Source organism: Rhodococcus sp. Z13, assembly GCF_025837095.1.
Taxonomy (GTDB): Bacteria; Actinomycetota; Actinomycetes; order Mycobacteriales; family Mycobacteriaceae; genus Rhodococcus; species Rhodococcus sacchari.
Window position 1 is genome coordinate 2,846,987 of sequence record NZ_CP107551.1, and the last position, 23,410, is coordinate 2,870,396.

Genomic DNA, 23,410 nt, shown 5'->3' on the forward strand with positions numbered 1-23,410 from the left:
ATCGGGTGGATCTGTGGATGGATCGTCAGCCTGTGGACGAACCGGCGGATTCCGGCGCCGGAGCGCGTCTCCGGTGCGGCGGATGGTGTAGGAGGATTCAGTCGCCGGTCGCGGCGGAGGCCACCACGACCCCGACCGCGCCCGGGCCCACATGCGCGCCGAGCACGGCGTCGAGCTCGGAGACACCGACCTCCGTGCCGTCGGGAAGCCGCTCGGACAGCTGCTCGGCGAGGGTGCGTGCCCGGTCCGGTGCCTGCCGGTGGTGCACTGCGACGAGCGGGTCCTCCCCCGCCTCCGCGACCACTCCGTCGACGAGCTTGGCCATCGCCTTGGTCATGGTGCGGGTCTTCTCGCGGAGCACGAGTTTGCCGTCGACGATGTGCAGGACCGGTTTCATCGCGAGCGCGGTGCCGAGCAGTGCGGTGGCCGTGCCGATCCGGCCGCCCCGCCGCAGGTGGTCGAGGCGGTCGACGACGAGCAACGTCTTCGCGGTCGCCGCGACCCGCACCGCCCGCTCGTAGACCTGCGCCGGGGAGGCGCCGGCGCGGGCGGCCCGCGCCGCTTCGACGACCGCGAATCCCAATCCCATCGCGGTGCTCTGCGAGTCGACGAGACGGATGCGGTCACCGAACGCCTCGGCGGCGTGGCGGGCGGCGTCCCAAGTGCCCGACAGAAGCCGCGACAGGTGCACGGCGACGACACCGTCGCCGTCGCTGGCGTCGAGCGCCTCCGCGTAGACGTCGGTGAGTTCGGCCGGGGACGGACCGGAGGTGGTCACCCCCGACAGGTCGTCGGGCAACTCGTCGACTCCCTCACGCAGGTCGCGTCCGTCCGCGACGACGTGCAGAGGCACGACCCGGATGTCGAACCGGTCGATCACCTCCGGGTCGATGCAACACGACGAATCGGTAACCACGACGACGGACACGAGGCCTACCGTATGCCCTCCACCGGGGACTGCGCATCCCGGTGCACCATGCGGACGGCTTCGCCGACGGCCTCGGCGACCCGCCGATGGCCTTCCCAGCCCCAGTGGATACCGTCGGGGTTCGCGTCGTCGGAGAAGACGTTCTCGCGCACCGCCTCACCGAGATCGACCAGGGGAACGGACTTCTCGCGGGCCCACGCGACGATCGCGCGGACGGCGGGGAGCCGGCCGCGGTGCACGCTGCGGTACTGCTCGCTGCGGTGCACGGACGGCAGGGTCGCGATCACCGGCAGATCCGGTCGCATGTACGCCAGTGAGTCCCTGATCGTTTCGAGGTACTCGACGCTCACCCGCGGCGGCAGCGCGACGGGCCGGCCGAGCGGCGACAGGCGCGGCTGCAGCCAGCCGTAGGCGGTGCGGGCGACGCGGCGCAGCGCCGGCGGCCGGATGTACCGCAGGCCCTCGCGCAGCGCGGTGGGCAGCGGCGACGGCAGGGTGTCCATGCCGCCGACGGCGAGGACCACGGCGCCGGCGCGGGGGATCGCCGCCCACACCCGGGGGTCCTGGGTCATGGCCCACCAGGCGTCGCGGGTGGTCCAGCCGATGCGGGCCACGAGTTCGACGTCCCAGCCGAGTTCGGCCGCCACGAGATTCGGCCAGATCCGCGGATGGTCGGCGGGCAGGCCGCCCTTCGGGCCGTAGTAGCTGAGGGAGTCGCCGATGACGAGCAGGGTCGGGCGCTGCGGCGCCGCGTCCGGTTCTCCGTTCGCGGCGACCGGATCAGAGGACGTCATCGGGCGCCACCGTAGCCGTCGCGTTCCACACGTCGAGGCGCCAGTTCGGCACCTCGCCGTATCCGCTGAGCTGAACCCAGCCGGTGTTGCCGAGCCCTCCGAGCACGGGCCACCGGTCGACCGGGAGGTCGAGCAGCGCCGCGGTGAGCGCGGCGATCAGGCCGCCGTGCGCGACCAGCACGATGGGCCGATCCGACCACGACTCGTACTTGTCGAGCAGTTCCCCGACGACGGCGATGCTCCGGCGTGCGACATCGACGCGGTTCTCCCCACCGGGCGGCGCCCAGGTGGCGTCGGCCCGCCACGCGCTGCGCGCACCGGGGGCAACGGCGTCGACCTCGGTGTGGGTGAGCCCCTGCCATTCGCCGAGGTGCGTCTCCCGCAGCCGGGTGTCGATCGCGACGGGCAGGCCGACGCGGTCGCCGACGGCCGTGGCCGTGTCGTAGGCACGCCGCAGATCGGACGAGACGATGGCGAGCGGATCGAACCGCGCGATCGCCTCGGCGACGGCCTGTGCCTGCCGCCGGCCGAGTTCGGACAGGTCGGTGTCGAGCTGGCCCTGCATGCGCTGGGTCGCGTTGTACTCGGTCTGTCCGTGGCGCAGCAGGATCAGGTGCCGCACGCGTACCGGATTGCTCACACATCCTCCGGATTGTCGGTCGGCACAGCCTCCGGATTGTCGGTCGGCACAGCCTCCGGATTGTCGGTGTCCTCGTCGAGGGCCGAGCGGGGGCCGCCGATGCCGTCGACCTCGATGACGGGGCAGTCCTTCCACAGCCGGTCGAGGGCGTAGAAGTTGCGCTCGTCCTCGTGCTGGATGTGCACGACGACGTCGATGTAGTCGAGCAGCGTCCAGCGGCCCTCACGGGTGCCCTCGCGGCGCACCGGCTTGTGCCCGGCCAGGCGCAGCTTCTCCTCCACATTGTCGACGATCGCGTTGACCTGCCGTTCGTTGGGTGCGGACGCGATGACGAAGCAGTCGGTGATGACCAGCTGTTCGGACACGTCGAGCACCACGACGTCGGTGGCGAGCTTCTCGTCGGCGGCCAGGGCCGCGATGCGGGCCATTTCCGTCGCTTCTGCCGTTGCACTCACTGCGTGCTCTCTTTCTCGATGGGGCCGGGGGTGTCGGCGTCGGGCACCGGGGCGGACTCCCCACCCGGGTGCGGGTCGGGGAGGTAGAGCCGGTGCTTGTTGATGTACTGCACGACGCCGTCCGGTACCAGGTACCAGACCGGTCGGTGCTCACGGACCCGCGTGCGGCAGTCCGTCGACGAGATCGCCAGGGCGGGGATCTCGACGAGGGTCACGGCCTCGGCGGGCAGGTCGTCCAGATGGGGTGCCAGGTGTTCGGCATGGAGGTCGTAGCCGGGGCGGGAGACCCCGACGAAGCGGGCCAGTTCGAACAGGCTCTGCCAGTCCTGCCAGGACAGGATCGACCCCAGGGCGTCGGCGCCGGTGATGAAGTACAGCTCGTCGTCCGGATACTGCGCCTTGAGGTCCCGGAGGGTGTCGACGGTGTAGGTCGTCTTGTGGCGGTCGATGTCCACACGGCTGACGGTGAAGCGCGGGTTCGACGCGGTCGCGATCACCGTCATCAGGTAGCGGTGTTCGGCGGGACTGACGTCCCGGCCGGACTTCTGCCACGGCTGCCCGGTGGGCACGAAGATCACTTCGTCCAGGTCGAAGCTCGCAGCGACCTCGCTCGCTGCGACGAGGTGTCCGTGATGGATCGGGTCGAACGTTCCACCCATCACACCCAGGCGGCGCTGCGGGCGCGGGTGCCGATCCGTTGGCTGATGCACGGTTGTCCAGCTTACGGGTTCACACGGGGAGCAGACTCGCCACCACCGTCGCCAGCTGCTGCGCCGACCGGCACTCGTGCATCGTGATGATCTCGCCGTAGACGCGGGCCGCCGAATCTCCCGATCCCCATTGCCCCTTCGGTTCGGGATTGAGCCAGTGCGCGTGTCGCGCCACCTCGACGAGATGCTCGAGGGCCTCGCGGTTGGGGTTGCGGTAGTTGTTGCGGGCGTCCCCGAGGATCAGCAGCGAACTGCGGCTGGTGAGGGCGTGGGCGTGGTTGTCGATGAAGCTCCCGAGGGCGTGCCCGTAGTCGGAGTGGCCGTCGTAGGTGACGAGCGTCGCCTCCTGCAGCATCCGCGACATGGCCTCCCCGAGGTCGGCGCCGGCCGAGAAGTAGTGGGTCACCTCGTCGGCGGTGTCGACGAAGGCGAACACTCGAACGCGGGAGAACTGCTCGCGCAGCGCGTGCACCAGCAGCAACGTGAAGTGGGAGAAACCGGCGACCGAACCGGACACGTCGCACAGGATCACCAGTTCCGGGCGGGCCGGTCGCGGTCTGCGGTTGACGAGATCGATGGGCACCCCGCCGGTGGACATGGACCTGCGCAGGGTGCGGCGCAGGTCGATCTCCCCGGCGCGGGCACGTCGCCGGCGGGCGGCGAGCCGGCTGGCGAGCAGCCGGGCGAGCGGCACGACACTGCGGCGCAGCGCCACGAGTTCGGAGTCGGAGGCGCGCAGGAAGTCGACCTCCTCGGCGAGCTTCGGTACCCCGTACTTCTCGACGCGTTCGCGGCCGAGCTGTTCGGCGGTGCGGCGGCGCGTCTCGCGTTCGACCATCGCGCGGAAGTCCGCGACCTGCCGGGCGGCGGTGCGGCGCGCGATCTCGGTCTCGTAGGGGATGTCCTCGCGTTCCTCCCGGTCGGCGTTGCCGAGCAGACCCTCGAGGATCTTCGTCACCAGCGTCTCCGGGGACACGTCGCGCAGCGCCTGGTAGGCGGAGAAGGACGGGCCGTTCGACGAGGCGTACTGCCCGAGTTCCTCGACGATGCGGGCGACGAGCCGCTCGGTGGTCTCGAGGGCTTCCGGGGACTCGTCGGTGAGCAGTTCCGCGATGAGCTCGCGCAGCGCGTCGAGGTCGACCTCCCCGTCCGGGGTGCGCGGGATCTCCACGTCCGGGCCGTCACTGCTGCGGCTGCCGATGGCGGGCGGGAACCACAGGTCGAACAGCGTGTCGAAGACCGGCCGGTGCGTGGGCCGGCGCAGCAGGGTGCAGGCGAGCCCCTCACGCAGCGCCTCCCGGTCGAGCAGGTCGAGGACGGTCAGCACACGACCGGCGTCGACGGTCTCCGACGGCCCGACCGCGATGCCGCGGCGGCGCAGGGCCTCGACGAACCCGACGAGGTGCCCGGGCAGCCCGTTCGGTGCCGCCGGTGCTCCCGTTCCGGACAGGTGCGGCCCCGTCATGTCAGTTCAGCCGCAGCTCGGCCGCGGCCCGCAGCTGATCGGAACGGTGTTTGAGCACCACCCCGAGGGTGCTGGTCAGCGCTGCGTCGTCGAGGGTCTCGAGGCCGAGGGCGAGCAGGGTGCGGCCCCAGTCGATGGTCTCGGCGACCGAGGGGACCTTCTTGAGCTGCATGTCGCGCAGCACCCCGACGGTGCGCACGAGCTGCTCGGCGAGGGCGTCGGGCAGCTCCGGCACACGGCTGGCCAGGATCCGGCGTTCGAGATCGGCGTCCGGGAAGTCCAGGTGCAGGAACAGGCACCGGCGTTTGAGCGCCTCCGACAACTCGCGGGTGGCGTTCGAGGTGAGCACCGTGAACGGCCGGCGGGTCGCGCGGATGGTCCCGAGCTCCGGGACGGTCACCGCGAAGTCGCTGAGGACCTCGAGCAGCAGGCCCTCGATCTCGACGTCGGCCTTGTCGACCTCGTCGACGAGCAGCACCGTGGGGTCCTCGCGGCGGATCGCGGTGAGCAGCGGACGCGAGAGCAGGAACTCCTCGGAGAACACGTCCTCCTTGGTGCTGTCCCAGCTCTCCCCCGCCGCGGCGCCCGCACCCGCCGACTGGATGCGCAGGATCTGCTTGGCGTGGTTCCACTCGTACAGCGCGCGGGACTCGTCGACCCCCTCGTAGCACTGCAGACGCACCAGTTCGGCACCGGCGGTCTCGGCCACGGCCCGGGCGAGTTCGGTCTTGCCGACACCCGCCGGGCCCTCGATGAGCAGCGGCTTGCCGAGACGGTCGGCCAGGAACACGGCGGTCGCCGTGCCCTTGTCGGCCAGATAGCCCGTCGCGGCCAGCCGCTCGATCACGTCCTGGACATCCGCGAAGGTCGGCGGGGTGGTCGGCAGCGCACGATCCACGCTGGATCCTTTCGTCGAGATCAGGCGGGGCGGGTGTGGCCGTCGCCCCACACCACCCACTTCGTCGACGTCAGTTCGGGCAGACCCATCGGGCCCCGCGCGTGCAGCTTCTGGGTGGAGATACCGATCTCCGCGCCGAAGCCGAACTGCTCGCCGTCCGTGAACGCCGTCGAAGCGTTGACCATAACGGCTGCGGCGTCCACACGCGTGGTGAACTCCCGCGCAGCGGCCAGGTCGGAGGTGACGATGGCCTCGGTATGGCCGGTGCCCCAGCGGTCGATGTGGTCGACGGCGGCGTCGAGATCGTCGACGACCGCGAGCGCCACGTCGAGCGAGAGGTATTCCTCCGCCCAGTCCTTCTCGGTGGCGGGCACGAGACCCGGCAGGTCGCCGTGGACGGTGACGCTGTGCGACTGGAACACCTGCAGCAGGCGCGGCACCGCGGTGTCGGCGATCGCCTTGTCGACGAGGATCGTCTCGGCGGTGTTGCACACGCTCGGGCGGCGTGTCTTCGCGTTGACCACGATCTTCTCGGCCATGTCGAGGTCGGCCGCGGAGTGGATGTAGACGTGGCAGTTGCCCACACCGGTCTCGATGGTGGGCACCGTGGCGTCGCGGACGACCGCGGCGATCAGGCCGGCGCCACCACGCGGGATCACCACGTCGACGAGGCCGCGGGCCTGAATGAGGTGGGTGACCGAGGAGCGGTCGGCGCTGGGCAGGAGCTGCACGGCGTCGGCCGGGATCCCCTGGCCCTCGAGCGAGGCGCGCAGGATCTCGACGAGCGCGGCGTTGGAGTGGGCTGCCGAGGAGGAGCCGCGCAGCAGGGCGGCGTTGCCGGACTTCAGGGCCAGGCCGAAGGCGTCGACGGTGACGTTGGGGCGGGCCTCGTAGACCATGCCGACCACGCCGAGCGGGACGCGGACCTGCCGCAGCTCGAGACCATTGGGCAGGGTGGAGCCCCGCACCACGCCACCGATCGGATCGGGCAGGCCCGCCACCTGGCGCAGGCCCGCCGCGATGCCCTCGACGCGGGCCGGGGTCAGGCGCAGCCGGTCGAGGATGGCCTCCTCGGTGCCCGCGGCGCGGGCGGTCTCGATGTCCTCGGCGTTGGCGGCGAGAACGGTCTCCGAGGCGGCGAGGAGGGCGTCGGCGGCGGCGTTCAGGGCCGCGTCCTTCTCGGTGGTGGTGAGCAGCGCGAGACGGCGCGAGGCCACGCGCGCGCGACGCGCGGCGGCGTGAACGGCCTCGCGGGTGTCCGTGCCGGCGTGGGTCGCAGCAGAGTCGGGAGTCACGGCAGTCATGGGTCCAGCCTAGTCGGGCCGGTGGGAGGCCCGACAGGCCGTGCCCCCGAGGAACCCCGAGGGCACCGAGCGCCGTCAGCGCAGGCCGGTACCCCGCGCGAGCGCCGTCTCGACGAGGATCGACAGCAGCTCGGAGTACTCGATGCCGGCCGCCTGCCACATCCGCGGATACATCGAGATCGAGGTGAAGCCGGGCATCGTGTTGATCTCGTTGATCACCGGGCCGTCCTCGGTGACGAAGAAGTCCACCCGCGACAGGCCGTGGCAGTCGAGTGCCCGGAAGGCCCGCACCGCGAGTTCGCGGATGCGGTCGGAGATGTCCTCGTCCAGCTTCGCGGGGACGTCGAACTCGCACACGTCGTCGATGTACTTGGTGTCGAAGTCGTAGAAGGCCTCGTGGTCGCCCGAGGTGTCGGGCATGCGGATCTCCGCGACGACGCTGGCACGCACGTCGCCGTCCGGGAACTCGAGGACGCCGCACTCGACCTCGCGGCCGATGATCGCGGACTCGACGATGACCTTGGGGTCGTGTTCGCGGGCCTTGGCGACTGCGCCGTCGAAGGCTGCCCAGTCCGCCACGCGGCTGATGCCGATCGACGAGCCGCCGCGAGCCGGCTTGACGAAGACGGGCAGGCCCAGCCGTTCCTTCTGCTCCTCGGTGAGGGTCTCGACGCCCGGGCGCATGACGATCTGGAAGCCGACGGGCAGACCCTCGGCCGCGAGGAGCTTCTTGGTGAACTCCTTGTCCATGCCGGCGGCGCTGGCGAGCACACCGGGACCCACGTAGGGGATGTCGGCGAGTTCGAGCAGGCCCTGGATGGTGCCGTCCTCGCCGTAGGCGCCGTGCAGGACCGGGAAGACCACGTCGACCGAGGCGAGCACGGAGCCGTAGGCGCCTTCGTCGAGGGCGACGATGTCGCCGCGGCGGGTGGGATCCGCGGTCAGGACCAGATCGGCGCCGGTGCCGTCGACGACGGGCAGTTCGCGGCCGGCGGCGGTCAGGTTCGCCGGATCCGTGTTGCCGAGGACCCATGCGCCCTCGGGGGTGATACCGATGGGCACGACCTCGTACTTCTCCGGGTCCAGATTGCGCAGGATGCTGCCTGCGGAGATGCAGGACACGGAATGCTCGTTGCTGCGGCCACCGAAGACGACGGCCACCCTGGTGCGGGGCGTACTCACGCGTCAAACCGTACCGGTAGCGCGCCGGTGCGGCTCAGCCGAGTCCTGCGCACGCCGGATCTGCCGGACTCGCGAGGAAGTGAAGCGCTTCCCCTCCGTCAGCGGGTGGTCAGTGCCGCGTCGAGATCGGCGAGCAGATCGTCGGTGTCCTCGATGCCGCAGGACAGGCGGACGAATCCCTCCGGCACCGCGTCGCCCCAGCGTGCCCGCCGGTCGGCGGTGGTGTGGATGCCGCCGAAGCTGGTCGCCGGGGCCACGAGTTCGGCGTTGCGGACGAACCGGTGCACGTCCTCCCGGCCCGGGAGGACGAAGGTGACCAGCGGGCCGAAGCGGCGCATCTGCGCGGCGGCGACCGCATGGGCGGGATCGGTGGGCAGACCGGGATAGCGCACCCCCGTCACCGCCGGGTGCTCGCACAGCATCTCGGCGACGGCGAGGGCGTTGGTGCACTGGCGCTCGAAGCGCAGCCCCGCGGTGCCGAGGCTGCGGTGCGCGAGCCACGTCTCGAACGGCCCGAGCACCGTGCCCGACAGCAGCCGTTCGCGGTCGACCGCGGCGAGCAGGCCCGGGTCCGTGACGGCGATGTAGCCGAAGAGCAGATCGCCGTGGCCGCTGAGGGATTTCGTGCCGCTGGCCACCACGACGTCGGCACCGAGCCCGAGAGGCAGCTGGCCGAGGGGTGTGGCGGTGGTGTTGTCGACGAGCAGCAGCGCGTCGGCGACGTGGCACGCGGTCGCGATCGCGCGCAGGTCGACGGTGTCGAGGCCGGGATTCGAGGGGGTCTCGACCAGGACGACGGCATTGTCGGGAGCGGTCGCCAGAACGTCGGTCAGGGTGCCGTCACCGAACTCCGCGACCGACATCTCGACGACCTTCACGCCGTGCGGCGCCAGGAACTCCTGGGCGTACGCGCGCACCTGGTAGTAGCCGTCGGACGGGACGACGACCGTGCCGCCGGGTGTCGCCAGGGCCCGCAGGGCGACGGTGATCGCGGACATGCCCGAGCCGACGACGCGCGCGGCGGCGGCGTGTTCGAGTGCGGCGAGCGCCGATTCGAGTGCACGCCAGCCCGGATTCGACGCCCGCGCATAGGTGTCGACGTCGTCGCGTTCGTCCTCTCCGAGCAGATAGGGCGCGGCGAAGACCGGGCCCGCCTGCAGCGGGGAACCCGGAACACCTTCGTGGGCAACGGCTTTCACACAGCGTGTGGAATCCCCGGTCACGGCACTCACTCCGGCTTGATCCGGCGGCCGAGCAGCAGCCCGATCGCGTCCTGCACCGACATGCCCTCGTGGCACACGCGGTGCACGGCGTCGGTGAGCGGCATCTCGACGTCGTAGCTCGCGGCGAGCGCCCGGACCGAGGTGCACGACTTGACTCCCTCGGCGACCTGCCCCTGCGTCGCCTGCTGCGCGCTCTCGAGCGACCCGCCGCGACCGAGTCGTTCCCCGAACGAGCGGTTGCGCGACAGCGGAGAGGTGCACGTGGCGACGAGATCACCGACGCCGGCGAGGCCGGCGAGCGTCGTGGGCTTGGCGCCCAGGGCGGTTCCGAGCCGGATGATCTCGGCGAGACCGCGGGTGATGATGCTCGCGACCGTGTTCTCGCCGAGACCGACACCCGCGGCCATCCCACACGCGAGGGCGATGACGTTCTTGCACGCGCCGCCGATCTCGCAGCCGATCACGTCCGAATTCGTGTAGGGGCGGAAGTACTTGGTGGCGCAGGACTTCTGGATCTCCATCGCGCGGGTGGAGTCGGTGCACGCGATCACGGTGGCGGCCGGCTGCCCCTCGGCGATCTCCCGCGCGAGATTCGGGCCGGACAGCACGGCGATGCGGCTCGCTTCGGTGCCGGTGACCTGACGCACCACCTGACTCATCCGCATCAGGGTGCCGCTCTCGATGCCCTTCGCCAGGCTCAGCAGGGTGGCGTTCGGAGGGATGTCCGGATTCCACGTCTCGAGGTTGTGGCGCAGTGTCTGGCTGGGCACGGCCAGCACGACGAAATCGGCGCCCTCCAGGGCGACCCGGTGATCGGCGGTGGCCTTCAGGGAGGGCGGCAACGCGATTCCGGAGAGATAGTCGGAGTTCTCGTGTCGTTCGGCGATGGATCGAGCCACATCCTCGCGCCGCGCCCAGATCGTCACGTCCGTCCCGGCCTCCGCCAGAACCTTCGCGAACGCCGTCCCCCACGAGCCCGCGCCCAGGACTGCTGCTCTGGTCACTCCATCCCCTCACTCTCGGTGCGCCCCTCCGGGCACGGTCACCACACCACGATCGCACCCAGTATCGCGCAGCCGCCTCGGGGTGCGTGCCCGTCACGGACCGCGAATCGCCGGGCGTCGCGCCGGCTGGCACAATCGCGCCCATGACCGCGACGCAGGTGCTCGTCCCCGTCAAGGCCCTCGGCCTGGCGAAGTCGCGGCTGTCCGATGTCCTCACCGCCCGCGAGCGCGCCGAACTCGTGCTGGCGATGATGCGCGACACGGTCTCGGCGGCGATGGCCGCGGGCGACGTGGCGGTCACGGTGATCACCGGCGACGAGCGGGTCGCCGGTGCCGCGCGAGCGTGCGGTGCCGAGGTGTTCCCCGATCCGGTCGCGCCCGGCAGTCCCGATCCTCTCAATTCGGCCCTGCGGGCGGCGGCACGTCGCGTGCGCGAATCCGTGCCCGACGCCGAACTGGTGGCGTTGCAGGCCGACCTGCCGGCGTTGCGGCCGGAGGAATTCGCCCGCGCCCGCGAGGTCGCCCGCGGGTCGGGTTCGGCGGTGGTGACCGACCACACCGCGGGAGGGACGACGGCTCTGTTCCACTGCGTCCCCGGCAGCATGCCGCCCTTGCACTTCGGTCCGGATTCGGCGCGTCTCCACGTCGCCGCCGGTGCCGTCGCGGTCCCGGATGCGGTCCCGGGTCTGCGGCTCGACGTGGACACGATCGCCGACCTCGTCGCCGCCGCGCGTCTCGGGGTCGGCGAGGCGACCGCGGCCGTGTCGGACGAACTCGGATTCACCGTTTCCCGGCCCGCGCGACAGAACGTCGTTTCGTGACGGCTCTGCCACAATGAACTGGTGACCAACGGCGATACTCCCGACGCGACGACGAGTTCCGACCAGACCAACCGGACGAGGTCGACCCGGCCGCCGAGTCGCGTGGCCACCGCCGCACCCCCGGCGGCGATCGAACCGCAACTGACCACGAACCACGACAGTTCGCTGCCGGTGGACCGGTATCTCAACCGCGAGCAGAGCTGGCTCGACTTCAACGCCCGGGTGCTCGCGCTCGCGGAGGACACCTCCCAGCCGCTGCTCGAACGCGCGAAGTTCCTCGCGATCTTCGCGTCGAATCTCGACGAGTTCTACATGGTGCGGGTCGCCGGCCTGAAGCGCCGCGCCGAGACCGGGTTGTCGGTGCGGTCGGCGGACGGTCTGTCGCCGCGCGCACAGCTCGCTCTCATCGCCTCGAGCACGCGCGAACTCGCCGTCCGTCACGCCCAGGTGTTCCTCGACTCGGTGATGCCCGCGCTCGCCGAGGAGGGCATCTCGATCATCCGCTGGGCGGACCTGACGGCGGACGAACGCGAGCGGCTGACACGGTATTTCGCCGAGCAGGTCTTCCCGGTGCTCACCCCGCTGGCGGTCGATCCCGCGCATCCCTTCCCCTACATCAGCGGGTTGTCGTTGAACCTCGCTGTCACCGTCAAGGACTCACAGTCGTCCGGTGAGCACTTCGCGCGCGTGAAGGTCCCCGACAACGTCGACCGTTTCGTCCGGGTCGACCGCGCCGGGTCCTCGCACGGTCTGCCGGCCTTCCTGCCCCTCGAGGAACTGATCGCCGCGCACCTGCACGTGTTGTTCCCGGGGATGGAGATCGTCGAGCACCACGCCTTCCGGGTGACCCGCAACGCCGACTTCGAGGTCGAGGAGGACCGCGACGAGGATCTGCTGCAGGCCCTCGAACGCGAACTCGCCCGCCGCCGCTTCGGTTCCCCGGTGCGGCTCGAGGTGTCGGACGACATGACCGAGCACATGCTCGATCTGCTGCTGCGCGAACTCGACGTCGACCGTTCGGACGTCGTGCAGCTGCCGGGTCTGCTCGACCTGTCGTCGCTGTGGCAGGTGCACGCCGTGGACCGGCCGGATCTCAAGGACGCTCCGTTCGTTCCGGCGACGCATCCGGCCTTCGGCGAACGCGAGACACCCAAGAGCGTGTTCTCGACGCTGCGCGAAGGGGACATCCTCGTCCACCACCCCTACGACTCGTTCTCCACGAGTGTCCAGCGCTTCATCGAGCAGGCCGCCGCCGACAGCCAGGTGCTCGCGATCAAGCAGACGCTCTACCGCACCTCGGGCGACTCCCCGATCGTCAACGCGCTCATCGCGGCGGCCGAGGCGGGCAAGCAGGTGGTCGCGCTCGTGGAGATCAAGGCCCGCTTCGACGAACAGGCCAACATCAAGTGGGCCCGCAAACTCGAACAGGCCGGGGTGCACGTCGTGTACGGACTCGTCGGTCTCAAGACCCATTGCAAGACCTGTCTCGTGGTGCGCCGGGAGGGTTCGACGATCCGGCGGTACTGCCACATCGGCACGGGCAACTACAACCCGAAGACCGCGCGGCTCTACGAGGACGTGGGTCTGCTCACCTCCTCCCCCGAGGTCGGCGCCGACCTGACCGATCTGTTCAACACGCTCACCGGTTACTCCCGCAAGGGCCAGTACCGGAATCTGCTCGTCGCGCCGCACGGGGTGCGCAAGGGCATCATCGAGCGGGTCGAGCGTGAGATCGAACACCACGAGGCGGGCCGTCCCAGCGGAATCCGGCTCAAGGCCAACGCTCTCGTGGACGAGCAGGTCATCGATTCGCTCTACCGCGCGTCGCGGGCCGGGGTGCGCGTCGAGGTGGTCGTGCGCGGCATCTGCGCCCTCAGGCCGGGGGTGCCGGGGCTGAGCGAGAACATCACGGTGCGATCGATCCTCGGCCGGTTCCTCGAGCACTCGCGGCTGTTCCAGTTCCGGGGCAGCAACGAGTTCTGGATCGGCAGCGCGGACATGATGCACCGCAATCTCGATCGGCGCGTCGAGGTGATGGTGCAGGTCAAGGACGAGCGCCTGACCCGTCAGCTCGAAGGGATCTTCGATTCGGCGCTCGATCCGGCGACGCGGTGCTGGACCCTCGAGGGCGACGGCACCTGGACGGCCTCCCCCGCGCCGGGCACCGCCGCCCGCGACCACCAAGTCGAACTCATGCGCAGCCGCGCATCCTGACGTGGAGGACACCTTGCGCGAGTCACGCGACAAGCCGGTGAAGGCCAACATCTTCGCAGCGGGCGCCGTCCTCTGGCGTCCCGCGGGCGAGAACACGTCGGACGACGCGGAGATCGCCGTCGTGCACCGGCCCCGGTACGACGACTGGTCCTTCCCCAAGGGCAAACTCGACCCCGGGGAGACCGCGGTGGTCGCCGCGGTGCGGGAGATCGAGGAGGAGACCGGTTTCCGCGCGGCGCTGGGCACCGGGCTCGGGAAGGTCACCTATCCCGTGCCGGGGCACCGCAAACTCAAGCGCGTGGACTACTGGGTCGCACGGGTCCTCGACGGGGAGTTCACCCCCAACGACGAGGTCGACGAACTGCGCTGGGTGAGTCCCGACGAAGCGTTCGATCTGCTGTCCTATCCGATGGATCGCAGTGTGCTCCGCCGGTTCCGGCGGGTGCCGGTCGACACCACCACCGCGCTGATCGTGCGTCACGCCAAGGCGGGCAGCCGGAAGAAGTACAAGGGGGACGACCGCTTTCGTCCGCTCGACGCGGCCGGCCGGGCGCAGGCCGAGGCGCTGGTACCGCAACTGGCGGCCTTCGGGGGGGACCGGGTGTTCTCCGCCGACCGGACCCGTTGCGTCCAGACGGTCGAGCCGTTCGCGCAGCGTTTCGGGTTCGACATCGCGATCGAGCCGTCGCTGTCGGAGGAGGAGTACCGGGCCGATCCGGATCGGGGGCGCAAGCGGGCCCTGGAGATCGCGGCGGGGCCGGGCACTCCCGTGGTCTGCAGTCAGGGGAAGGTGATTCCGTTCCTGCTCGAGTGGTGGGCGGAGCGCGACGGGGTCGCCCTGCCCGCGGCCCGAAACCGCAAGGCGAGCATGTGGGTGCTGTCGCTGCGCGGTGATCGCCTGGTGGCGGCCGATCATCTCGACAGTCCCCTGCCGGCCGACGGTCTGCCGCCGCGGGCGAGCGGCGATTCCGACTACTGACGCGGCCGATCACCGGCGCGGGCGGCGAACCTCCGCACACACGAGACGGCGGCCACCGGAGCAGATCCGGTGGCCGCCGTCGTCGTTGCGTCCCGCCTGGATGTTGCGGCCCGCGGGTGAGCGGGCCGCAACGGCAGAGGCGTTACTACTTCTTGGTGGACTTGCGGGCCGTGGTCTTCTTGGCCGCAGTCTTCTTGGCCGCGGTGGTCTTCTTGGCCGCAGTCGCCTTGGTGGCGGTGGTCTTCTTGGCCGGAGCCGACTTCGCCGCGGTGGTCTTCTTGGCCGCCGTGGTCTTCTTGGCCGCGGTCGCCTTGGTGGCGGTGGTCTTCTTGGCCGGAGCCGACTTCGCCGCGGTGGTCTTCTTGGCCGCCGTGGTCTTCTTGGCCGCGGTCGCCTTGGTGGCGGTGGTCTTCTTGGCCGCAGTCGACTTCGCCGCCGTCTTCTTGGCCGCGGTGGCCTTGGTGGCGGTGGTCTTCTTGGCCGCGGTCTTCTTGGCGGCCTTCTTCGCCGCAGCGGTCTTCTTGGCAGCCGCTGCCGCACCGCGCTTCACGGCCGGGCCGGTCGCGGGGAGCTTCTGGGAGCCCGCGATGACGGCCTTGAACTGCGCGCCGGGGCGGAAGGCCGGGACCGAGGTCGGCTTGACCTTGACGGTCTCACCGGTACGCGGGTTCCGGGCCACACGTGCGGCACGACGCCGCTGCTCGAAGACACCGAAGCCGGTGATGGTCACGCTCTCTCCGGCGTGCACCGCACGGACGATGGTGTCCACAATGTGTTCGACTGCCGCCGTAGCGGTGCGCCTGTCCGAGCCGAGCTTCTCGGTCAGAACGTCGACGAGTTCTGCCTTGTTCATTGCTGTCCTCCGCACATACACGGTCCACCGTCGGACCTACTCCAGTCCACGGTAGACCCGCAAACGGGCAAGAGTCTATGTGCCACGCGGATTCTCATGCAAATAAGTCGGCGGGCCCGGGTCGACGGGAGTGTCGGCCGGGCCCGCCGGGGACCTGTCAGGCAGGTGTGATCAGGACGCCGGGAGGGTACGTGGTTTCCATGACGGCCTTGACTTTTCGTACTCGGAAATCGCGTCTACCTGGCGCAATGTCAATCCGATGTCGTCCAGGCCCTCGAGCAGACGCCACCGCGTGTAGTCGTCAATGGTGAACGGCACCACGGTGGTTCCGGCGGTCACGGTCCGGTTCACGAGATCCACTTCGAGTTCGAGCCCGGGCTGCTGCTCGATGAGCTTCCAGAGCAACTCGACGTCGTTCTGCTCGACCTGAGCGGCGAGCAGACCGGCCTTCCCGGCGTTGCCGCGGAAGATGTCCGCGAAGCGCGACGAGATGACGACCCGAAAACCGTAATCGGACAGTGCCCACACGGCGTGCTCGCGGGACGAGCCGGTGCCGAAATCCGGTCCGGCGACGAGCACGGTGCCGCGGTCGAAGGGCGGGGTGTTGAGCACGAACGACGGATCGGTGCGCCAGGCCGCGAACAGACCGTCCTCGAATCCCGTACGGGTGACCCGCTTCAGGTACACCGCCGGGATGATCTGGTCGGTGTCGACGTTGGACCGGCGCAGCGGAACGCCGATGCCCTTGTGAGTGGTGAAGGCTTCCATCGAAAAATCTCCTCGTCGGTCCTGTGCTCTAGTCCAGATCCGCCGGTGCGGACAGCGTGCCGCGCACGGCGGTGGCGGCGGCGACGGCCGGCGAGACCAGGTGCGTGCGGCCGCCCTTGCCCTGCCGTCCCTCGAAGTTGCGGTTGGACGTCGACGCGCAACGTTCGCCCGGTGACAGCTGATCGGGGTTCATCCCCAGGCACATCGAGCATCCCGCCTGCCGCCATTCCGCGCCGGCTGCAGTGAAGATCGCACCCAGGCCCTCCTCCTCGGCCTGGGCCCGCACCCGCATCGAGCCGGGGACGATGAGCATCCGGACGCCGTCGGCGACCTTGCGGCCCTTCAGCACGTCCGCCACGGCACGCAGGTCCTCGATCCGGCCGTTGGTGCACGAGCCCACGAAGACCGTGTCGACCTTCACGTCGCGCAGCGGGGTGCCCGGCCGGAGATCCATGTAGCGCAGGGCCTTCTCCGCGGCCAGGCGAGCGGTCTCGTCGGCGAAGTCCTCGGGGTCCGGGACGGCGGAGCCGAGCGGCGCGCCCTGTCCGGGGTTGGTGCCCCAGGTGACGAACGGCGTCAGCGCGCTGCCGTCGATGTCGACCTCGGCGTCGAAAACCGCGTCGTCGTCGGTCTTCAACTGCTCCCAGGCCGCGACGGCGGCGTCCCAGTCGGCGCCCTGCGGGGCGTGCGGACGGCCCTTGATGAACTCGTAGGTGGTCTCGTCCGGCGCGATCATGCCGGCGCGGGCACCCGCCTCGATGGACATGTTGCAGATCGTCATCCGCGCTTCCATGGACAGCGCGCGGATGGCCTCGCCCCGGTACTCGAGGACGTATCCCTGTCCGCCGCCGGTGCCGATCTTCGCGATGATCGCGAGGATGAGGTCCTTGGCGGTGACGCCGGGCTGCAACCGGCCGGAGACGTTGATCGCCATGGTCTTGAACGGGCGCAGCGACAGGGTCTGCGTGGCCATGACGTGTTCGACCTCGCTGGTGCCGATGCCCATGGCGAGGGCGCCGAACGCGCCGTGGGTGGAGGTGTGGCTGTCGCCGCACACCACCGTCATGCCGGGCTGGGTGAGCCCGAGCTGAGGTCCGACCACGTGGACGATGCCCTGCTCCCGATCACCCATGGGGTGCAGGCGGACACCGAATTCCTCGCAGTTGCGCCGCAGCGTCTCGACCTGCGTGCGCGAGATCGGGTCCGCGATGGGCTTGTCGATGTCGACCGTGGGGACGTTGTGGTCCTCGGTCGCGATCGTGAGGTCGGGGCGACGCAGCTTGCGCCCGGCCAGCCGCAGACCGTCGAAGGCCTGCGGGCTGGTGACCTCGTGCACGAGATGCAGGTCGATGTAGATGAGGTCGGGCTGCCGGGCCGTTCCCTCCCCTTCACCGCGCACGACCACGTGCTGGTCCCACACCTTTTCCGCCAGAGTCTTTCCAGCCATCTTCTCCACCTGTCGTACGTGACGAACGCGAGATCCGGAGGGCTGCCGGGTCGCGTATGGCGTCGTCTCCACCGCGCTCGATATGCGATATGCTTCTCATTATGCGAGACGGAGGTATCGACCTATGAGACAGCATAGCGGGATCGGAGTGCTGGACAAAGCCATGTCCGTCCTCCATGCGGTCGCCGAGCAGCCCTGCAACCTCAACGAGTTGTGCGCCCGCACCGGACTTCCGCGCGCCACGGCGCACCGTCTCGCCGTCGGCCTCGAGGTCCACCGCCTGCTCATGCGTGACAGCGACGGTCAGTGGCGGCCCGGTCCCGGTCTCGCCGAACTGTCCGCCGGCGCCGGCGACACCCTCGTCGAGGCAGCCTCGCTCGTCCTGCCGCGCCTGCGCGAAATCACCGGCGAGAGCGTGCAGTTGTACCGCCGGGAGGGCACCCAGCGCGTCTGCGTCGCCGCCCTCGAACCCCCGACCGGCCTGCGCGACACCGTCCTCGTCGGCGCCCGGCTGCCGATGACGGCCGGCTCCGGCGCGAAAGTTCTCCTCGCGTGGGCCGATTCCGCCACCCAGCGCGCCATCCTCCCCGACGCCGCCTTCGGCGAACGCGTGCTCGTCGAGGTCCGCCGCCGCGGCTGGGCGCAGAGCGCCGCCGAACGCGAACCCGGCGTGGCGTCGGTCGCGGCGCCGGTGCGCGACGCCACGGGTGCGGTCATCGCCGCGATCTCGGTCTCGGGCCCCATCGACCGCATGGGCCGCCGACCGGGGGCCCGCTGGGCCGCCGACCTCCTCGCGGCCGCGGAGGCACTGCAGAAGCGCCTCTGACACACCACGAACTTCCCGGGTCCCTCGTGCCCGCCCGCCGGTACCGTTGCGGGCGGGCACGAGTCGTGTGTGTCACAGTGCTCGGCATGGGAATCAACCGCCGTGCAGAGATCGCCATGACGGACTCCGAGATCGAGGAGTTCCTCCACCGCAGCCGGGTCGCGAATCTGGCCACCCTCGGGCCGACGGGCACCCCGCATCTGGTCGCCATGTGGTACGCGGTGCTCGACGGGGAGATCTGGTTCGAGACCAAGGCGAAGTCGCAGAAGGTGGTCAACCTCCGCCGCGACGACCGCGTCACCGTACTCGTCGAGGCCGGCGACACCTACGACCAGTTGCGCGGTGTGTCCATCGAGGGGCGCGCCGAGATCGTCGACGACCACGACCGCCTGTTCGAGGTCTGCCGCCACGTCTGGGAGCGCTACACGGCCCCCTACACCGACGACGCACGCCCGGCCGTCGAGATGATGATGAACAAGCGGGTGGCGGTGCGTGTGGTGCCGTCCCGGATCCGTTCCTGGGACCACCGCAAGCTCGGGATGCCGCCGATGGAGGTCGGGGGCACCACTGCAGCCTATCTGCCGTCCGCGGCCCGCTGACGAGCGAAAGGCCCTCCGATCGGATGATCGGAGGGCCTTCGTGTTGTACCCCCGATGGGATTCGAACCCACGCTACCGCCGTGAGAGGGCGGCGTCCTAGGCCGCTAGACGACGGGGGCAAGGACTGCCGTCACCGACGAATCGGTGACTCTACAGAGAAGGATACCCACCGATCCGAGGATCGGTGAGCAGTTCGTTGTACCCCCGATGGGATTCGAACCCACGCTACCGCCGTGAGAGGGCGGCGTCCTAGGCCGCTAGACGACGGGGGCCTGAGAACTTTCTTCTCCGGTTGCTTCCCGGAGGAAGCTCAGCCAGCTTAGCTGGCCGGAACTCGGCGGGCAAACCGCCTCGTTCTCGCTGGGGTACCAGGACTCGAACCTAGAATGGCTGAACCAGAATCAGCTGTGTTGCCAATTACACCATACCCCATTGGTATGTCCCTTCGGCCGCCTCGCTCTCGCGCTGTGGCCTCCGTTCCGAACCGAGAGAAAGATTAGCACCACCCCGGGGTCGAATTACAAATCGCCTGTTCAGAGGCCCAAAAAAGCCCACTCCCCGATACGACGACGCCCGCGCCGGGGTGCGGCGCGGGCGTCGGGGTTTCCCGGAGGGCGGATCGGGCGGCAGACGGGTCAGGCGGCGATGGTCGCGCGGGCGGCACGCAGGCGCGCCAGGGTGCGGTCGCGGCCGAGCAGTTCCATCGACTCGTAGAGCGGCGGGCTGATGTGCGAACCGGTCACGGCGACCCGCACCGGAGCGAAGGCCTTCCGCGGCTTGAGCTCGAGACCGTCGACGAGCGCGGTCTTGAGGGCCTCCTCGATGGCCGGCGTGCTCCACTCGGCCAGACCCTCGAGCGCGGCGACGGACGCGTCCAGCACGGGCGCGGCGTCCATCTTGAGGTTCTTCGCGGCCGACGCCTCGTCCAGCCGGAAGTCGGCGTCGTCGACGAACAGGAACTTCAGCAGATCCCAGGCGTCGGCGAGGACGACGATGCGGGTCTGCACGAGATCCGCCGCCGTGCGGAAGAGCGTGTCGTCGACGGCGGCGGAGATGTGGCCGTGGTCGACCAGGTAGGCCTTCAGCCGGGCCGCGAAGTCGGCCGGGTCGAGCAGGCGGATGTGCTCGGCGTTGATCGCGTCGGCCTTCTTCTGGTCGAAGCGGGCCGGGTTGGAGTTGACCTTGGAGATGTCGAAGGCGGCGATCATCTCGTCGAGGGTGAACACGTCGCGGTCGTCGGCCAGACCCCAGCCGAGCAGCGCCAGGTAGTTCAGCAATCCCTCGGGGATGAAGCCGCGGTCGCGGTGCAGGAAGAGGTTCGATTCCGGGTCGCGCTTGGACAGTTTCTTGTTGCCCTGACCCATCACGAACGGCAGGTGACCGAACTCGGGGGTGAAGTCGGCCACGCCGATGCGCTGCAGCGCCGCGTAGAGCGCGAGCTGGCGGGGCGTCGAGGAGAGCAGGTCCTCGCCGCGCAGCACGTGTGTGATCTTCATCAACGCGTCGTCGACCGGGTTGACGAGGGTGTACAACGGGATGCCGTTGGCGCGGGTGAGCGCGAAGTCGGGCACCGTGCCGGCTTTGAAGGTGGTCTCACCGCGCACGAGGTCGTTCCAGGTGAGGTCCTCGTCGGGCATCCGCAGGCGCACGACGGGCTTGCGGCCCTCGTCGAGGAAGGCCTGCTTCTGCTCCGGCTTCAGATCGCGGTCGAAGTTGTCGTAGCCGAGCTTCGGGTCACGGCCGGCGGCCAGGTGCCGGGCCTCGACCTCCTCCGGCGTGGAGAACGACTCGTAGGCCTCGCCGGCCTCGACGAGCTTGCGGACGATCTCGAGATGAAGATCACGTCGCTGCGACTGCCGGTACGGCTCGTAGGGACCTCCCACCTCGGGGCCCTCGTCCCATTCCAGCCCCAGCCAGCGCAGCGCGTCGAGAATCGCCTGGTACGACTCCTCGGAATCGCGCGCGGCATCGGTGTCTTCGATGCGGAACACGAACGTGCCGCCGTGGTGACGCGCGAAGGCCCAGTTGAACAGGGCGGTGCGCACCAGACCCACGTGCGGGGTTCCGGTCGGGGACGGGCAGAAACGAACACGTACTTCGCTGGTGGTCATGACTCGCTCAGGGTTGAGGATCGATGGGAGACCCTCCCAGGCTATCCGCCCGCCCCGAGTCGCGGTCAGGATCCCTTCGCGACGACGGGATTGGTGAGGGTGCCGATCTTCTCGATCGTGACGGAGACGGTGTTGCCCGGCTGGATCGGTCCCACACCCTCCGGGGTGCCGGTGAGGATCACGTCACCCGGCAGCAGCGTCATGACGCCGGAGATCCACTCGATGAGCTTCGGCACGTCGTGCACCATCTTCGAGGTCCGGCTGCGCTGGCGCAGTTCGCCGTCGACCTCAGCGGAGATCTCGAGATCCGAGGCGTCCAGGGCGGTCTCGATCCACGGCCCGAGCGGGCAGAAGGTGTCGAAGCCCTTGGCGCGGCCCCACTGGCCGTCCTTGCGCTGGTGGTCGCGCGCCGAGACGTCGTTGGCGACGGTGTAGCCGAGGACCATGTCGAGAGCCTTCGACGCGGGGACGTCCTTGCAGGGACGGCCGATGACGACGGCGAGTTCGGCCTCGTGGTGCACGAGCGAGGTGGACGGGGGGATGACGATCGGCGCACCCGGACCCACGATCGAGGTGTTGGGCTTGAGGAAGATCATCGGTTCCTCGGGGACCTCGTTGCCGGATTCGGCGGCGTGGGCGGCGTAGTTGCGGCCCACCGCGATCACCTTCGTGGCGAGGATCGGGGCCAGGAGCCGCACGTCGGCGAGGGGCCAGCTCCGCCCCGTGAAGGTGGGGTTCCCGAAGGGGTGATCGGCGATCTCCTTCGCCGTCGCGGAGTCCCCCTCCCCTTCGATGCTCACGAACGCGACACCATCCGGGCTGGCAATTCGACCAAGGCGCATGCCCGGAGTCTATCGGTGCCCCTCCGCTCGGATCGACGCACGGGTGCCGCGGTTGTAGAGTCCGAAGCAGATTTCACATAACGAAACGATCATCTCGAATAGTGGGAAGAATGGAGACACCGGACATCAGCGGTCGGCGGTGGTTCGTGCTGGCCCTGGGTGTACTGGCGCAAGCCGCCCAGGCCACCGTGATCAACGGCATCGCCTTCCTCATCCCGACGCTGCACGAGGACGCCGGCTACACGCTCGCCCAGGCCGGGACCCTCGCGGGCGCACCGCTCCTCGGCGGCGTGTTCACGCTCGTCGTGTGGGGTGCGATCGCGGACCGCTACGGCGAACGTCTCGCCCTGGCCGGCGGACTCGGGATCGCGGCCGCGGCGATGGGCCTGGCGAGCGCGACCACGGCGATGGAGTTCTCCGGCACGCTCGCCGTGGCCCTGCTGGGCCTGCTGCTGATGTGCGCGGGAGCCGGGGCCGTGAGCGCCAACTCCGCGAGCGGGCGCGTCGTCGTCGGCTGGTTCCCTCCGCACCAGCGGGGACTGGCGATGGGGATCCGGCAGATGTCGGTGCCGCTCGGCGTCGCGGCCGGGGCGCTCACCATCCCCGGGCTCGCGAGCGACCACGGGATCGCCTGGGCGCTGGCGTTTCCCACCCTCACGTGCGGGATCGCGGCGATCGCCTGTGCCGTGGGCGTGGTGGACCCGCCGCGCCCCTCACGCGAGGAAGCCGAACAGGCCGGTGTCCTCGGCAATCCCTACCGGTCGTCGATGTCGCTGACGCGGATCCATCTGGCGTCGATCCTGCTCGTGATCCCGCAGTACGTGGTGTGGACCTACGCGCTGGTCTGGCTGATCGCCGATCGCGGATGGGACGAGGTGGGCGCGGGTCTGGTCGTCACGGCCGCCCAGATCCTCGGCGCGATCGGACGTGTCGTCACCGGAGCCTGGTCCGACCGCGTGGGCAGCAGACTCGGGCCGATGCGCCTCGTCGCGGCGTCGGTCGTCGTGTCGATGATCGCGCTGTCCGTGAGCTCGTGGACGGACTCGGCGATCGCGGTGGGCGTGCTGCTCGTCGCATCGATCCTCACCTCGGCGCCGAACGGACTGGCGTTCACCGCCGTCGCGGAGATCGCCGGGCCCTTCTGGGGCGGACGCGCGCTCGGGATCCAGAACACCGGCCAGTTCGTGTTCGCCGCGGCCGTCGGCCCGGTCTTCGGCGGGCTCATCGCGGCGTTCGGATTCCCCGTCGCGTTCGCCCTGGCCGCGATCGCTCCCGCCGCGGCGGTCCCGGTGGTGCCGAAGGACTGACGCGGAAACGCGCGTGGCGCCGGACGGGAGGTTCCCGCCG

Annotated in this window: 22 protein-coding genes and 3 tRNA genes; 6 read left to right on the forward strand and 19 right to left on the reverse strand. The window is 70.0% G+C overall.

The window, feature by feature from the left end; all coding sequences use genetic code 11:
• Positions 1-97: 97 nt before the first annotated feature.
• From OED52_RS12985 to OED52_RS13035, 11 genes are all read right to left on the reverse strand, one after another.
• A complete protein-coding gene (locus OED52_RS12985; RefSeq protein WP_264151288.1) occupies positions 98-928 on the reverse strand; it encodes a DegV family protein in 831 nt (276 codons plus the stop codon).
• A gap of 5 nt (positions 929-933) precedes the next feature.
• Positions 934-1,722 carry a diglucosylglycerate octanoyltransferase gene (gene octT, locus OED52_RS12990; protein ID WP_264151289.1) on the reverse strand — a complete coding sequence of 263 codons (789 nt, stop codon included), beginning with the start codon at positions 1,720-1,722 and terminating at the stop codon, positions 934-936.
• Positions 1,709-2,287 (reverse strand): histidine phosphatase family protein, encoded by a 579-nt coding sequence (locus OED52_RS12995; RefSeq protein ID WP_413247762.1) that lies wholly within the window; start codon positions 2,285-2,287, stop codon positions 1,709-1,711. Before OED52_RS12995 ends, octT begins: the two co-directional genes overlap by 14 nt.
• A gap of 71 nt (positions 2,288-2,358) precedes the next feature.
• Positions 2,359-2,817 (reverse strand): ribosome silencing factor, encoded by a 459-nt coding sequence (gene rsfS, locus OED52_RS13000; protein ID WP_264151291.1) that lies wholly within the window; start codon positions 2,815-2,817, stop codon positions 2,359-2,361.
• Positions 2,814-3,476, reverse strand: coding sequence for a nicotinate-nucleotide adenylyltransferase (gene nadD, locus OED52_RS13005; RefSeq protein ID WP_413247661.1), 663 nt, complete (start codon positions 3,474-3,476; stop codon positions 2,814-2,816). Before nadD ends, rsfS begins: the two co-directional genes overlap by 4 nt.
• Before the next feature lie 70 nt (positions 3,477-3,546).
• Positions 3,547-4,992, reverse strand: coding sequence for a vWA domain-containing protein (locus OED52_RS13010; protein WP_264151293.1), 1,446 nt, complete (start codon positions 4,990-4,992; stop codon positions 3,547-3,549).
• Position 4,993: 1 nt separating this feature from the next.
• Positions 4,994-5,890 carry an AAA family ATPase gene (locus tag OED52_RS13015; protein ID WP_264151294.1) on the reverse strand — a complete coding sequence of 299 codons (897 nt, stop codon included), beginning with the start codon at positions 5,888-5,890 and terminating at the stop codon, positions 4,994-4,996.
• A gap of 20 nt (positions 5,891-5,910) precedes the next feature.
• A complete protein-coding gene (locus tag OED52_RS13020) occupies positions 5,911-7,194 on the reverse strand; it encodes a glutamate-5-semialdehyde dehydrogenase (protein ID WP_264151295.1) in 1,284 nt (427 codons plus the stop codon).
• Between the two features lie 75 nt (positions 7,195-7,269).
• Entirely contained in the window at positions 7,270-8,376 is a 1,107-nt protein-coding gene (locus tag OED52_RS13025; RefSeq protein WP_264151296.1) for a D-alanine--D-alanine ligase family protein, read from the reverse strand.
• 98 nt (positions 8,377-8,474) lie between these two features.
• Positions 8,475-9,599 carry a cystathionine gamma-lyase gene (locus OED52_RS13030; protein ID WP_264151297.1) on the reverse strand — a complete coding sequence of 375 codons (1,125 nt, stop codon included), beginning with the start codon at positions 9,597-9,599 and terminating at the stop codon, positions 8,475-8,477.
• Positions 9,600-9,604: 5 nt separating this feature from the next.
• On the reverse strand, positions 9,605-10,603 hold the full coding sequence (locus OED52_RS13035) for an NAD(P)H-dependent glycerol-3-phosphate dehydrogenase (RefSeq protein WP_264151298.1): 999 nt from the start codon (positions 10,601-10,603) through the stop codon (positions 9,605-9,607).
• 143 nt (positions 10,604-10,746) lie between these two features.
• On the opposite strand from OED52_RS13035, the gene cofC reads away from it, so the two are divergent.
• From cofC to OED52_RS13050, 3 genes are read left to right on the forward strand one after another with little or no spacing between them, the layout of a single operon-like run.
• A complete protein-coding gene (cofC, locus tag OED52_RS13040) occupies positions 10,747-11,424 on the forward strand; it encodes a 2-phospho-L-lactate guanylyltransferase (RefSeq protein WP_264151299.1) in 678 nt (225 codons plus the stop codon).
• A gap of 21 nt (positions 11,425-11,445) precedes the next feature.
• Complete coding sequence (locus OED52_RS13045) at positions 11,446-13,638, forward strand: RNA degradosome polyphosphate kinase (protein WP_264151300.1); 2,193 nt, start codon at positions 11,446-11,448, stop codon at positions 13,636-13,638.
• 13 nt (positions 13,639-13,651) lie between these two features.
• A complete protein-coding gene (locus OED52_RS13050) occupies positions 13,652-14,617 on the forward strand; it encodes an NUDIX hydrolase (RefSeq protein ID WP_318841881.1) in 966 nt (321 codons plus the stop codon).
• Positions 14,618-14,762: 145 nt separating this feature from the next.
• Here the strand turns inward: OED52_RS13050 and OED52_RS13055 are convergent, their stop codons facing one another.
• From OED52_RS13055 to leuC, 3 genes are all read right to left on the reverse strand, one after another.
• Entirely contained in the window at positions 14,763-15,470 is a 708-nt protein-coding gene (locus tag OED52_RS13055; RefSeq protein ID WP_264151302.1) for an HU family DNA-binding protein, read from the reverse strand.
• Positions 15,471-15,641: 171 nt separating this feature from the next.
• On the reverse strand, positions 15,642-16,238 hold the full coding sequence (gene leuD / locus OED52_RS13060; protein ID WP_264151303.1) for a 3-isopropylmalate dehydratase small subunit: 597 nt from the start codon (positions 16,236-16,238) through the stop codon (positions 15,642-15,644).
• 28 nt (positions 16,239-16,266) lie between these two features.
• A complete protein-coding gene (gene leuC / locus OED52_RS13065; RefSeq protein WP_264151304.1) occupies positions 16,267-17,685 on the reverse strand; it encodes a 3-isopropylmalate dehydratase large subunit in 1,419 nt (472 codons plus the stop codon).
• A gap of 124 nt (positions 17,686-17,809) precedes the next feature.
• Here leuC and OED52_RS13070 point away from each other — a divergent pair, with 124 nt between their 5' ends.
• Together OED52_RS13070 and OED52_RS13075 are read left to right on the forward strand one after the other, a co-directional pair.
• Complete coding sequence (locus tag OED52_RS13070) at positions 17,810-18,511, forward strand: IclR family transcriptional regulator (protein ID WP_264151305.1); 702 nt, start codon at positions 17,810-17,812, stop codon at positions 18,509-18,511.
• An 86-nt stretch (positions 18,512-18,597) separates the two neighbouring features.
• The gene (locus OED52_RS13075; protein WP_264151306.1) at positions 18,598-19,110 is read left to right on the forward strand and encodes a pyridoxamine 5'-phosphate oxidase family protein; all 513 of its coding nucleotides are present in this window, start codon (positions 18,598-18,600) and stop codon (positions 19,108-19,110) included.
• A gap of 46 nt (positions 19,111-19,156) precedes the next feature.
• On the opposite strand, the gene OED52_RS13080 is transcribed toward OED52_RS13075, so the two are convergent.
• The 5 genes from OED52_RS13080 to OED52_RS13100 all read right to left on the reverse strand — a co-directional run bounded on the left by OED52_RS13080 (position 19,157) and on the right by OED52_RS13100 (position 22,063).
• Positions 19,157-19,229: transfer RNA gene (locus OED52_RS13080), tRNA-Glu, on the reverse strand.
• Positions 19,230-19,309: 80 nt separating this feature from the next.
• A tRNA-Glu gene (locus OED52_RS13085) sits at positions 19,310-19,382 on the reverse strand.
• An 88-nt stretch (positions 19,383-19,470) separates the two neighbouring features.
• Positions 19,471-19,542, reverse strand: a tRNA-Gln gene (locus tag OED52_RS13090).
• 203 nt (positions 19,543-19,745) lie between these two features.
• Positions 19,746-21,221, reverse strand: a complete 1,476-nt coding sequence (gltX, locus tag OED52_RS13095; protein ID WP_264151307.1) for a glutamate--tRNA ligase — start codon at positions 21,219-21,221, stop codon at positions 19,746-19,748.
• A 65-nt stretch (positions 21,222-21,286) separates the two neighbouring features.
• Positions 21,287-22,063 carry a fumarylacetoacetate hydrolase family protein gene (locus OED52_RS13100; RefSeq protein WP_264151308.1) on the reverse strand — a complete coding sequence of 259 codons (777 nt, stop codon included), beginning with the start codon at positions 22,061-22,063 and terminating at the stop codon, positions 21,287-21,289.
• 110 nt (positions 22,064-22,173) lie between these two features.
• On the opposite strand from OED52_RS13100, the gene OED52_RS13105 reads away from it, so the two are divergent.
• Complete coding sequence (locus OED52_RS13105) at positions 22,174-23,370, forward strand: MFS transporter (RefSeq protein ID WP_264151309.1); 1,197 nt, start codon at positions 22,174-22,176, stop codon at positions 23,368-23,370.
• The last annotated feature ends 40 nt before the right edge of the window (positions 23,371-23,410 follow it).

Excerpts from the sequence above, each read along its gene's own strand:
- leuC (WP_264151304.1), bottom strand. The coding sequence starts at position 17,685 with ATGGCTGGAAAGACTCTGGCGGAAAAGGTGTGGGACCAGCACGTGGTC.
- OED52_RS13055 (WP_264151302.1), bottom strand. The coding sequence starts at position 15,470 with ATGAACAAGGCAGAACTCGTCGACGTTCTGACCGAGAAGCTCGGCTCG.
- cofC (WP_264151299.1), top strand. The coding sequence starts at position 10,747 with ATGACCGCGACGCAGGTGCTCGTCCCCGTCAAGGCCCTCGGCCTGGCG.
- gltX (WP_264151307.1), bottom strand. The coding sequence starts at position 21,221 with ATGACCACCAGCGAAGTACGTGTTCGTTTCTGCCCGTCCCCGACCGGA.
- OED52_RS13020 (WP_264151295.1), bottom strand. The coding sequence starts at position 7,194 with ATGACTGCCGTGACTCCCGACTCTGCTGCGACCCACGCCGGCACGGAC.
- OED52_RS13010 (WP_264151293.1), bottom strand. The coding sequence starts at position 4,992 with ATGACGGGGCCGCACCTGTCCGGAACGGGAGCACCGGCGGCACCGAAC.
- OED52_RS13105 (WP_264151309.1), top strand. The coding sequence starts at position 22,174 with ATGGAGACACCGGACATCAGCGGTCGGCGGTGGTTCGTGCTGGCCCTG.
- leuD (WP_264151303.1), bottom strand. The coding sequence starts at position 16,238 with ATGGAAGCCTTCACCACTCACAAGGGCATCGGCGTTCCGCTGCGCCGG.
- octT (WP_264151289.1), bottom strand. The coding sequence starts at position 1,722 with ATGACGTCCTCTGATCCGGTCGCCGCGAACGGAGAACCGGACGCGGCG.
- nadD (WP_413247661.1), bottom strand. The coding sequence starts at position 3,476 with ATGGGTGGAACGTTCGACCCGATCCATCACGGACACCTCGTCGCAGCG.
- OED52_RS12995 (WP_413247762.1), bottom strand. The coding sequence starts at position 2,287 with ATGCAGGGCCAGCTCGACACCGACCTGTCCGAACTCGGCCGGCGGCAG.
- OED52_RS13070 (WP_264151305.1), top strand. The coding sequence starts at position 17,810 with ATGAGACAGCATAGCGGGATCGGAGTGCTGGACAAAGCCATGTCCGTC.
- OED52_RS13100 (WP_264151308.1), bottom strand. The coding sequence starts at position 22,063 with ATGCGCCTTGGTCGAATTGCCAGCCCGGATGGTGTCGCGTTCGTGAGC.
- OED52_RS13075 (WP_264151306.1), top strand. The coding sequence starts at position 18,598 with ATGGGAATCAACCGCCGTGCAGAGATCGCCATGACGGACTCCGAGATC.